Raw genomic sequence first — 10,884 nt, forward strand, 5'->3', positions numbered from 1 at the left:
TAGTACTCCCTGGAACGGAGATGACGATGAGACGAGACGCGGCAATCAACCGCAGCCGTTTGGTCGCCGCTGCCGAGGAAGTGTTTGCGCAGCACGGAGCGCGGGCGACCCTGGAGGATGTCGCCCGCGCGGCGGGGACCGGCCCGGCTACGCTCTACCGACGGTTCCCCAATAAGGACGCGCTGGTCCGCGAGGTGTTGAGCGAATTCTTCCGGCGCCTTCTGGCGACCGCTGAGGAAGCCCATGCAACACCTGACGAGCGATGCCTAAGTGTCTTTCTCTATACCGTGGGCGCCGAACTCGTTCGCAGGAGCGGGTTGTCGGCCTACCTATGGGGCGACCTCGCACCAAAGCCACTCGTCGAGGAACTCCGGCGGCAGTCGGCCGCCCTGCTTTCGCGCGGCCAGCGATCCGGGGCGATCCGGCAAGACGTGACATCCGCAGACGTGACGGCGACCATTTGGGCACTGCGCGGCATCTCCGCTGCCGGTGGTGCCGACGACCTCTGGCGACGACACCTCGACACCGTGCTGCGCGGCCTCAGCGGACCAGACTAGACGTAGGATAGCGACCGTTATATAGTGATCGTTATCCAATGGATGGGACGAAAGGAATATTCATGGCAGGCGAGCAGGCGTTCGAGTTGGCGGAGTTCTTCGCGGAGGTCGGCAGGCGGACCTCGAATCCCAACTTCGAGCTGGAGACGATCCGCGACGTGGCCGAGAACATCCACCTGGCCACGAAGGAACCCGAGGGCGTGACCTACGCCGAGGTGGACGCCGGCGGTGTGGAGGCATTGTGGTGCATCCCGGTCGACAGCGACCCCGAGTCGGTGCTGCTGCACACCCACATGGGCGGCAGCGTGCTGATGTCGATGCATTCGGACCGAAAAGCTGCCGCGCACATCGCGAAAGCAGCGGGGGTGCGGTCGCTGGTGCTGAACTTCCGACGTTCCCCGGAGCACAAGTACCCAGCACAGGTCGAAGACGTGGACGCCGCTTACCGCTGGCTGCTCGACCAGGGCTACCGGCCCGACAAGATCGGCAGTGTCGGCCACTCGATCGGCGGCTATCTCGCGGTCGAACTTGCGCTGCGGTTGCGTGATCGGGGCGAGGCACTGCCCGGTGCCGTGCTGTCAATCTCGCCGTGGACCGACGCCACGCTGACGGGGGACTCCATCGAGACCAATGCCGAGCGGGACAAGCTGCTCACGCGGGGATTGCTGGAGCTGTTCCGGTCGTGCTGGCTCGATGGAACCGGCGTGGAATTCACCGACCCGCGGGTGCATCTGCTCGGGGCCGACCTGTCGGGGTTACCCCCCATCGCGGTGTACTACGGCGAGTACGAACTGCTGGCGTCGGACGCCGAGGCTTTCTCCCAAAAGGCGCGGCAGGCAGGCAATGACATTGTCGTCCGACGGGTCGACGAGGGTCAGCACTCTTTCATCATGGGCGCGGGCCGTGTCGAGGAGGTTGACCGCGCGATCGCCGAAATGGGTCGCTGGCTGAGCTCTGCGCTAGGAGTTCACAGGGCGGTGGCCTAACCTCGTCCAACCGTTCTTCGAGTGTGATTGAACCCCAGGCCCTTTCCGGCCGTAGATCTAAGTATCTAGCAATATACCTAGCTAACCGAATCAGGAGACATCTGTGGCTACCGTGTTGAAGCCGCATTACGACGTCATCGTGTGCGGCGCTGGGTCGTCAGGATCGGTGATCGCGAGCCGGTTGGCCGAAAACCCCGACATCAGTGTCTTACTCTTGGAGGCCGGCGGCAGCGACAACGTCCCCTCCGTGACCGACGCAAGCCAATGGCCGGCTAACCTTGGCAGCGAGCGTGATTGGGGATTCATGTCCGAGCCCGACCCGCGGCTTCATGGCCGCGCGATCGCCTTTTCGATGGGCAAAGTGCTCGGCGGCGGGTCCAGCATCAACCTGATGATCTGGGCGCGAGGACACCGCAGCGACTGGGACCACTACGCTTCGGAATCCGGCGAGCCGGCCTGGGGATACGAGCCAATCCTCGACCTCTATCAACGGATTGAGGACTGGCACGGCAGCGGCGAGCCGAATCATCGGGGCAAGGGCGGGTCGGTGTTCGTGCAACCGGCACCCGACGCGCATCCGCTCGCCGCGGCGACGCTGGAGGCGGCGAGGGCCATCGGGATTCCCACCTATCAGAGCCCCAACGGCCGCCTGATGGAGGAGACTCGCGGCGCCGCCATCACCGATCTGCGCTGGCGCGACGGAAAACGCCTCTCGGTGTTTGGCACCTACACCAAACCGCACGACCAACAGCCGAACCTCACAGTGGTCCCCCACGCACTAGTCATCCGCGTGATCTTCGAAGGCAACCGCGCCGTCGGTGTCGATGTCGTCCATGGCGGCACGGTGCACCGTGTAGCCGCGGACGCTGAAGTTGTCCTGTCGCTTGGCGCCGTTCATACACCAAAGGTGTTGATGCAGTCCGGCATCGGAGACGAAGCCGAATTGCGTCGAGCAGGCATCACCGTTCGGCAGCACCTGCCCGGGGTCGGACGCAACCTTCAGGACCACTTCGGGTTCGACTGCGTGTGGGAGTTTCCCGAGAACATCCAGGGCAGCACTCAGGTGGGTGCGACATTGTTCTGGGACTCCGGAGCTGCCGATGTCGACGGACCCGACGTGTTCGCGTGTTTGGGACCTTTCCCAAAAGCCACTGCGGAAAACGCCGCGAAATACGGACTGCCGCAAAATAGCTGGGTCCTATTCGGCTCGCCAACGCACCCCCGCAGTCGAGGTCGGATTCGATTGTCGGGTGCCGACCCGGCCGACCCTGTGGTTATCGAAGCCAACGCGCTCTCGGACCCCGACGACCTCAAGACCGCCATCTCCTGCGTCGAAACCCTGCGCGAGATCGGCAACTCAGCCGAGCTTCGGCCGTTCGTCGCACGCGAGGTCATGCCGGGCGATCTGACCGGCGCTGAGTTGGAGACCTATTTGCGTGACGCCGTCACTACCTATTGGCACGAGTGCGGTACAGCGAAGATGGGCCGCGACCCGATGTCGGTGGTCGACGGAAACCTCAAGGTCTACGGCATCGACGGCCTGCGGGTCGCCGACGCATCCATCATGCCCCGCATCACCGCCGCCAACACAATGGCCCCGTGCGTCGTCATCGGCGAGCGCGCCGCCCAATTCATCCAAGCCGCACACCGAATCTGACCCGCGATACATCCGATCAGGGCAGGGAGCCCAAACGACCTTTCCGACCGTGCTCAAAGGTGCGGGTGCGCATCGCTGGCAAGCGGCGTCTATGACATCGGCGCCTCTATCACGGGCGAACAAGGTTCGCCGACAGACCGATTCGGGCCCGTCGGCCGGCGGCGGCCGGGGGCTCAGAGCCCGGCGGAGGTGAGCTGGTAGTCCGCCTCGAGCAGCATCCAGCCGCTCAGCTGTATCGAGAGATCGCGGCTCTGGTTCGGCGACGATGCGAGCCACGAGTCCGCGAACCGGGGAAGCGTTCCCGGGCCTGCCGGCGCGGTGACGGGTCGGGTCCAATCCGCACCGAACAGCGGCAGGCCGTCCACCTCGGCGCGGTTGCCCCAGGCCGCCCCCGCGGAGGCATGCACGAGCCGCGCGGCGGTGGTGTCTCCCAGCGCCAGCGCGGTCAGGGCGAGATACCTGGCGAGGATTCCCATGAACAGCCCGGAGTCGTTCCCAGCGGCTCCGGCAATCACGCCCGCGTCGGCGAGCCTGTCGGCGGTACCGGCGACGAGCGCCGCCGCGCGGTCACGATGGCTCGAATCGTTTGTGCGCAGGGCCAATTCGGTCTCCAGTCCGATGGCCACGCCCTGACAGTAGGTCCGTAGGGAGTGGTTAACCAACCCGCTAGGTTCGTGTATGCCGTCGAAGATGAGGCCACTTTCGGTGTCGCGCAGCCGAGTGTGCAGGAAATCGGCGAGCCGTTCGGCGCGGGACAGCTCGCCCAGGCGTGCCATCGCGATGCCGGTCGGACCGATCCCGGAGGTGCTGTAGTAATCGTGGCCGATCTTCCAGGGCACCGCGCCGACGGCCGGATTCCAGCCGTCGAGCAAGGCGGTCCGCAGCTTCGGAACGGCATTGTCGAACCGGACACCGAGCAGCCTGTCGGCGCGTTCAAGTGCCAGCGCCAGCCACGACATGTCGTCGCAGTACCCGTTGGTCCAGCCGGTGAGGTTGCGGGTGTGAATCCCGCGCGCGATGGCGCCGATCCGGTCGATGCGTTCCGGGGTGCGTGCGCGGTACGCGGCATCCACCATGCAGTCCAGCAGGTGCGCCTGCCACCAGTAACACCAGCGCGCCAACAACAATTGGTCGAAGAGGGACGACGGCCAGTGCAGCGTGCCCAGTTGCGTCCCCGCCTGCCCCCAGAGCGTGTGCACGTGCCGCTCCACGACCGCCCGCTCCGCTAGGTCCGCCCGCTCCCCGGAACCCACCGGGTCGTCCGACGGCTTCTCCGTATTCGCCATCGCCGGCGTCGGCTGTGTCACCGCGCTGAGTGTGATGGCCCCGGCGACCGCGAAAAACACACCGCGCCGGCTGATCCCCTTGTTCGGGCGATCCATCTGCTGGCGGCTTCCTTTGCTGAACAACGATTGCTGGGGCCGGAACTCGTGCAGCTGAATTTTATCCCGCAGCCGCCCAGCTCCGGCGCCCCGACATCAACCTCATCAAAAGGCCGAACGACGAACTCATGATGGACATCGCCCGCCGAACCGGAGGCAACGACATCAACGAATTCCTACAGAATGAGAGAACCGCGCGCGTCCTGCGCGACGCTGAGTCTGCGAACGACGGCTCCGAGAGGGTACCGGCGCAAGACTTTAACGCCCCTCATTACGGGCAGGTCATGTATTGGTGAGTGGCTTGCCCGCAGCCTCCCAGGCCTGCAGTCGATCCTGGATGAAGGCATATTGTTTGGCTGCGGCGGGCAGCGCGGCCACCGTCTGCTCCGGGTTCTCGATCGGCTCGGAGGGAATGGGCAGCTTGGCCGCGGCGACGGCCTTCGCCTCGAGGAACGCGCTGGGCGCCTCACCGATCGGCGCGGACCCGGCTTGCAGGACGGGATCCGCAGCCGTGGGTGGAGTGAGGCCCTCCAGTGGGTCGTCGGCGCGTGGCTCGGACAGGGTGAGGATGGGCCCGAGGTGTGGCGCGATGGCGTCGCGTTTGCCGAGCGGGCCGAGATCGAAGCGGGCTCGCAGGGTCGCGATGATCGACGTGTGGTCGTAAGGCGGCCCGCCGGCGGGTGCCCGGAAGACGGTCCCGCCGGGAATTAGCGGGGAGACGATAACCGCCGGGACGCGGACCCCGAAGCGGGTGAAGTCAAACCCCGGTGGCCGGGTGATGTTGTCGGGTGGGGTGGCACCGGTCTCGGGTGGCACGTGATCGTAGTTCCCGCCGTGCTCGTCGTAGGTGATGATGAGCAAGCTCTTTTCCCAGCCGGCCTGATTGCTTCTGAGTGCCATGTAGACGTCGTAGATGAGCTTTTCGCCCACGGCCAGATTTGAGACCGGATGCTCGTCGTTCTGTAGCTGAAAATTGTGTTTGTCGTGATAGTGGGCCCACTGCGGCTCGATGTAGCAGAAGGCCGCTAACCGTCCGCTTGCGGCGTCTCTCTGGAACTTGCCGAACCCCGCCTCCACTTTGCAGCCGGCACCCGGATGGACGGTGTCGGGAAAGTCATTGGCCGTCAGAGGGCGTTTGGAGTAGCCGTAGATCGTCCAGGTCTGGCCCGCCTCCACGAGCTTTCCGAATACCGAGGGTGTGTTGAACGCAGGTGTGTCGCGGGCCGAGTTATCGACGTAGCCCAGCGACGTGCCGGCCATCGCGAAGGCCCGGTTCGGAAACGTCTGCGTCGGAACGGATGCGAACCAGCGGTCACAGACGGCAAACCCCTTGGCCAGCCCGGAGAGCACGGGCAACGTCTCCGGCTTGTACATGCCCATGATGGAAGAAGGTTCGGCCCCGGCGAGCTTGGGGTCGAGCGGATGGGCGGGATTGGCGAGCTCGCGAGCGAAGCTCGTCACGAAGCCGTCGTTGAGTGCCTTCCCGTCGGCGGGGGCGCTGGCGGAACTGAACAGCTGCTCGTTGGTGGCCACAAACCCTTCGGAGGGGTTCGCCAACGGGTAGTAGTACGCATTCTGCATTTCCGGTGTGAGCGGATGAACGGACACCGCGGTGCCGGCAAGGTCGCGGTTGGACTCCGTGCCGTCCAGTCCGTCGAAGTTGACGGATCTGGGATAGAGGAAGCCGAGCAAGTGGTCGAACGAACGGTTCTCCAGCATCAGGAGAATGACGTGATCGATCGAGTCCAGTCCGGCCATCGGAGCCGCCTTTCGATCTGCCACGCACGGTGCCGGGGTGAACCGTCTTGCTTAGGTGATCGACCAGAATTCCAGCAAGGTGCGCAACGTAGCCACCAGGGGAAGCGGTTGATCGAGCATCGGATGGTGGCCGGCCTCGGCCAGCTCGACGAAAGGTCCTCGTAGCTGGAGCATGGAGCGGATTCGTTCGGCCATGGCGGGCGGCACCAATCCGGATTCGCAACGCACATAGCCTAAACGGCAACGCATTTCGGCCATCATGGTTTCTAGTGTTTCTTCGTCCGAGGTCGTCGGCTCGAGAAGCTCACCGCCGAAGATCGCCGGGTCGAACTTCCAATTCCAGCCTCCGGCGGTCTTCCGCACCGACTCGACCGCTATATGCCGCCGGACGTAGGGGAGGATCACCTGCTGCGAGGGAACCGCCGTAAAGCGTTGCAGAATCTCGTCTCTCGTCCGATAAGGGGTGTGTTTGCGGTTGCGTAACCGCGCTTCCTCGGGGGAACGATCCCACAGCGGCGAGTCGATCACGATCATGCTATTGATCTGATTACCGCAACTCATCGCCGCCGTGGCCGCGATCCAGCCGCCCATGCTGTGGCCGACGATGGTCGGCCGCCCCGACGCCCCGGCGGCTGTGGAAACTGCCATCACTTCGTCTGCCCACGTCTGCAGCTCGTAGTTGCTACGGGTGCCGCTGTCGCCGTGTCCGGACAGATCGGGCGCGATCACGCGATGGGTGCGGGACAAGAACGGCGCGATGTGGTCCCACCAACCGGAGTGAGCCGCGCCGCCATGGACCAGCACCACCGTGGGTTGGTCCACGGCGCCCCAGGCGCGTAGGTGAATGCGGCAACCGTCGACGTCGACGTCGCAATGGTCGGGTCGCTGGGCCAGCGCGGCGGTGAACCAGGACGGTTCAGTTTCCACCTGGCGCGAACGGGAAAACAGGCTCCGACCTCCGTGTGCACATAAACGCAGCTCAGTGGACGCCCTACTTTAACTGCAGTCAAACTCCCTGGAAAACGTGCGCCCACCGCAGCGCGGTCGGCGCCAAGATGCTCGGCGTGCACGCGAGTCGAGTAGTCGACTACGCATGTGAAGCGGCCTGGCAGCTGACACTCTGTTGCCGTCCAATGTTGCCTGAACCCGAGGACGGCGACGGAGGCCGCCACCAAAGGAGCGAATTGTGAACCAAGGAAGCCGATTCTAATGACCGCAGCCACAGCTACTCGGCAGACGTTCCCCGACTACTACTGCGACCTCGCCGGCGACGGCATCTATATCGAGTACTGCGTCACCCCACCGCGGATCCCCGGCAGGCCACCTTTCGTGCTCAGATACGACAACGGCTGGCAGACACTCAACTTCGAGCGCGAGCAGATCCGCAGTACGTTCGTGGCCGACCTGGGCTGGACTCTGAGCGTGACGACGCACGAACTTGGCGATGCCGGTTCGGTCACCGCAACGATTCTCTTCCCCACCGTCGTGATGCCCCCGACGGGAGGGGAAATCCCGGTGCAGTCGATGCTGATCATCGTCACCCACGAGATTCCCGCGGTGGTGACGCTTCCTGGCCAGCGTGACCATTACCGGATAACCGCCCTCACCGGCCGCGCCCAAAAGATGCGGCTCTATTAAGCGGAAAGCGGGCGGCCGCTGCCGCCCGCGAGAGAGTTCCTCCAGCGCCTGGGAGGGCTTCCTGATCAACCGGCGATTGCGGCGGCGTGCTCAGCGGCTGGGTGGCACCTGACAATCAGGGTCCGTTCAGAATTTCAGCTGCGAGGTTGTGCGGACAGCTTGGTAATCAGCCGCCGCATACTGCGGGTGAGTGATCGCGGAACGTGATCGGGATCCATCAGCTCGCTCTCGGCCAACGCGCTATCCTCGCCGGCCACCGTCCGCCCAGTGAATCGCCGCAATGTCTTGCCGTGGCCACGCAGCGTCTCGACGGCCGCCAGGAAGGTCGTGGCCCGCATCGTCCCCTCGAACTCGTCGATGGAAATCCCCAGATGCTCACACACGAGTTGTTGCCGCACCGACCCGATGGCTCGCCGGATGTGTTGGTGCGCTTCACTATTCGGGTCCGCTTCGACGGCGAGGTCGCACTCGCTATCGAATCCCATCGACCGGTTGTTGAAGTTCGACGAGCCGACGCGCAACAGCCAATCGTCGACGACCAATATCTTCGAGTGAATGTAGATCTGCGACCCGCCGTCGGTCACCGCCCAGTAGACGCCCAGGCGGCGGTATTCGTCGGCTGCCCAAAGCTTTTGGATGAGCCGGTGGCGTGCGCTGTCCATCGTCTCGCGCTCGAGCCGGTTCAGCCCGCGGCGGGGAAGGACGATGACGATCTCCGGGCCGTCCTGCTCTTTGAGCCGAGCGGCGAGCGCATCGATCACCTGTCGAGCGGCCAGGTACTGGTTCTCCAGATAAATGGTGTGACGTGCCGCCGCAATCGCCGCGAGGTTGAGCGCTTCCACCTCGCGAACCTCGTCGCGACCACCGAATGTGGGCAAGGTGCGCGCGATCCCGACCTCGACGTCGCGCAAGATGGGCCGCAAGCCGCCGGGCCATACGTCGCGCGCAGACTCGATCGGGACCAGCGACTCCTCGGTCGCGGTCCGCCATCTGTCCCGGGCGACCTCCGCGAGGGCGACCGCCGCGGCGCCGTCCACCGCGGCCGCGACCTCGTGTCGCGGACCGTACCTGCGGCCGAGCGCGCGGCGAAACCGGTTGTTGTGCTTGTGCTCTGGAGTGTCCCAGCGATCCAGTGTGAGGTCGATGCCGCCGCAGAACGCCAGGACGTCGTCGACGACAACGATCTTCTGATGATGGACCGCGCCGGTAGGCCGTGAACCGTCGATGGCCAGGCGCAACCGCCTGCTGCTCAGTCGATTCACAACCGACACGGGCGTGACGCCGTACCACAGGCCGTCGAACATGGGCAGCAGGCGGAGGTTGGATTTCAACACGTAAACCTTGAGGGCCGGGCGTCGCCACAACAGCCAGTAGAGAAAGGCGCCCAGCTGGTTGGGGCCGGCGAGCTTCTTGCCTCCTCGTTCGAATGCCGTCCTCGCGTCGAAGTCCCAGCCGATCAAGATGATTCGATGTTGGGCCCGCAGCATCGCTGCCTTGGCCTGACGAAAGTAGTCGGCGGCGTCGATGATGCAGGCCAGCTGGTCGGCGCGCTCGACGCGCCAGCAGGTCCGGCCGGTGATAGGCAGGGGCTCGTCAGGCATACGCGGTCTGTCTATCACATAAGTGCGCGGCCGCCGGGCGACCGCCGCCGGCCTGCGTACAGTCATGAACTGTGAACGTCGACGCGATCGCCTTCAGCGAGCAGTGGGTGGCGGCATGGAATGCCCGCGACGTTGAATCCGTCCTGAAGCACTTCCATGAAGACGTCGTGTTCACCTCGCCGGTGGCGGCCGAGCTGCTCCCGGAAACGGCCGGACTCGTTTGCGGCAAGTCCGCGCTGCGGTACTACTGGACTCAGGCCTTGCAGCGCATTCCCGGCCTGCGCTTCGTCATCGAGGGGGTCTATCAGGGCATCGACACCGTCGTCATCGCCTACCGAAACGAGGACGACAAGCTCGTCAGCGAGGTCTTGCGGTTCAGCGGCGACCTGGTAGTCGAGGGGCACGGAACGTATCTCGTTTCGCCGTGACGACGGGGTGGTCCTGTTCGATCGACCCGGCGTGCTGAAGCGTCCCAGCCCGATGCACAGGATCGAGCGCTGACCCGCCAACGCGCGGCGGCGAGACCTACCGCGTGCTCTCGTCGGGAAGATCGTGCCGGGACTGGTGCAGCCCCGGTCCGTCCGGGTCATCGTCCTGGTGCTTCAGTTTCTCGTGGAGCTCCCGCTGCTCCTCGGTCGCTTTCCTGGCATCTTCGGGTGCCGGCGGCGGGTCGTTGTTGACTTGTTGATCCACGCGAGATCTCCCTCGAGCTTCGACGGCTGTCTCTGGGAGGATCTCCCCGATCACGCGATCCGAAACCGATCGATCACGGGCGACGGGCCTCCCTGGAGGCGGCCGCTTTAGTGCGGATCAGGACGGCTTCTTTGCGGACGAGTCGCGCGCGCCTGCGAAGCTGGCGGGCTTGCATGGTCGGGTCACCCGGTTGTTGGAGGCCAGGTTCCTTGAAGGTCCGGCGGGCGATGCGCGAGCGGTAGGCCTTCTGCCGGCACGCCCCTGAGCAGTAACACGCGTCGGAACGACCGTAGAAGGGTGCCCGGCACACACAACACCGCAGTTTCGCGGCAGCCACGCGCAAGACGTTACAGTTAGCCGTAACGCCTCGCCAGGGTTCCAGCCGGTTTAGTTGATCGAAAAGACCACGCTCGCAAGGTAGTAGCATTCACACTCAAGGGTGTGGGTGCAGCCGCCGGCTCAAAGGACGCGTGGGCCGAGGCGGGTCACGAAAGGTGCCGACTCGGTGGCCGGTAAGACGTTCGCGCAGTCAGACGAGCCGGAGTTTCTGCACAGGCCAAACTACCTCGACGGTGGGCTGCCTTGGTTGACCTTGTATCGCGTGTCGCGCTG

10 protein-coding genes are annotated in these 10,884 nt (G+C 64.8%); 5 read left to right on the forward strand and 5 right to left on the reverse strand.

Annotated elements, in window-relative coordinates; genetic code table 11:
• The first annotated feature begins 26 nt into the window (after positions 1 to 26).
• From A5706_RS32575 to A5706_RS24505, 3 genes are all read left to right on the forward strand, one after another.
• Positions 27 to 557, forward strand: coding sequence for a TetR/AcrR family transcriptional regulator (locus A5706_RS32575; protein WP_197517962.1), 531 nt, complete (start codon positions 27 to 29; stop codon positions 555 to 557).
• Positions 558 to 619: 62 nt separating this feature from the next.
• Positions 620 to 1,543: an alpha/beta hydrolase fold domain-containing protein gene (locus A5706_RS24500; protein ID WP_068136553.1), complete on the forward strand. Its 924-nt coding sequence runs from the start codon at positions 620 to 622 to the stop codon at positions 1,541 to 1,543.
• 103 nt (positions 1,544 to 1,646) lie between these two features.
• Positions 1,647 to 3,200: a GMC family oxidoreductase gene (locus A5706_RS24505; RefSeq protein WP_068136556.1), complete on the forward strand. Its 1,554-nt coding sequence runs from the start codon at positions 1,647 to 1,649 to the stop codon at positions 3,198 to 3,200.
• Between the two features lie 173 nt (positions 3,201 to 3,373).
• On the opposite strand, the gene A5706_RS24510 is transcribed toward A5706_RS24505, so the two are convergent.
• The 3 genes from A5706_RS24510 to A5706_RS24520 all read right to left on the reverse strand — a co-directional run bounded on the left by A5706_RS24510 (position 3,374) and on the right by A5706_RS24520 (position 7,288).
• Complete coding sequence (locus A5706_RS24510; RefSeq protein ID WP_082964598.1) at positions 3,374 to 4,582, reverse strand: glycoside hydrolase family 76 protein; 1,209 nt, start codon at positions 4,580 to 4,582, stop codon at positions 3,374 to 3,376.
• Positions 4,583 to 4,864: 282 nt separating this feature from the next.
• Positions 4,865 to 6,340, reverse strand: a complete 1,476-nt coding sequence (locus A5706_RS24515) for an alkaline phosphatase family protein (RefSeq protein WP_068136569.1) — start codon at positions 6,338 to 6,340, stop codon at positions 4,865 to 4,867.
• A gap of 51 nt (positions 6,341 to 6,391) precedes the next feature.
• The gene (locus A5706_RS24520; protein ID WP_068136572.1) at positions 6,392 to 7,288 is read right to left on the reverse strand and encodes an alpha/beta fold hydrolase; all 897 of its coding nucleotides are present in this window, start codon (positions 7,286 to 7,288) and stop codon (positions 6,392 to 6,394) included.
• Between the two features lie 261 nt (positions 7,289 to 7,549).
• Between A5706_RS24520 and A5706_RS24525 the strand changes: the two genes are divergently transcribed.
• The gene (locus tag A5706_RS24525; protein WP_068136573.1) at positions 7,550 to 7,978 is read left to right on the forward strand and encodes a hypothetical protein; all 429 of its coding nucleotides are present in this window, start codon (positions 7,550 to 7,552) and stop codon (positions 7,976 to 7,978) included.
• Positions 7,979 to 8,112: 134 nt separating this feature from the next.
• Here the strand turns inward: A5706_RS24525 and A5706_RS24530 are convergent, their stop codons facing one another.
• The gene (locus A5706_RS24530) at positions 8,113 to 9,579 is read right to left on the reverse strand and encodes a phospholipase D-like domain-containing protein (protein WP_068136576.1); all 1,467 of its coding nucleotides are present in this window, start codon (positions 9,577 to 9,579) and stop codon (positions 8,113 to 8,115) included.
• Between the two features lie 71 nt (positions 9,580 to 9,650).
• On the opposite strand from A5706_RS24530, the gene A5706_RS24535 reads away from it, so the two are divergent.
• Positions 9,651 to 10,007 carry a nuclear transport factor 2 family protein gene (locus A5706_RS24535; protein WP_068136579.1) on the forward strand — a complete coding sequence of 119 codons (357 nt, stop codon included), beginning with the start codon at positions 9,651 to 9,653 and terminating at the stop codon, positions 10,005 to 10,007.
• A 97-nt stretch (positions 10,008 to 10,104) separates the two neighbouring features.
• On the opposite strand, the gene A5706_RS33805 is transcribed toward A5706_RS24535, so the two are convergent.
• Entirely contained in the window at positions 10,105 to 10,272 is a 168-nt protein-coding gene (locus tag A5706_RS33805; protein WP_197517963.1) for a hypothetical protein, read from the reverse strand.
• Positions 10,273 to 10,884: the final 612 nt, after the last annotated feature.

It is taken from the genome of Mycobacterium sp. E796 (assembly GCF_001672815.1).
Taxonomy (GTDB): domain Bacteria; phylum Actinomycetota; class Actinomycetes; order Mycobacteriales; family Mycobacteriaceae; genus Mycobacterium.

Coding starts and splice junctions, on each gene's coding strand:
- A5706_RS24510 (WP_082964598.1), bottom strand. CDS start 4,582: ATGGATCGCCCGAACAAGGGGATCAGCCGGCGCGGTGTGTTTTTCGCG.
- A5706_RS24525 (WP_068136573.1), top strand. CDS start 7,550: ATGACCGCAGCCACAGCTACTCGGCAGACGTTCCCCGACTACTACTGC.
- A5706_RS32575 (WP_197517962.1), top strand. CDS start 27: ATGAGACGAGACGCGGCAATCAACCGCAGCCGTTTGGTCGCCGCTGCC.
- A5706_RS24500 (WP_068136553.1), top strand. CDS start 620: ATGGCAGGCGAGCAGGCGTTCGAGTTGGCGGAGTTCTTCGCGGAGGTC.
- A5706_RS24515 (WP_068136569.1), bottom strand. CDS start 6,340: ATGGCCGGACTGGACTCGATCGATCACGTCATTCTCCTGATGCTGGAG.
- A5706_RS24530 (WP_068136576.1), bottom strand. CDS start 9,579: ATGCCTGACGAGCCCCTGCCTATCACCGGCCGGACCTGCTGGCGCGTC.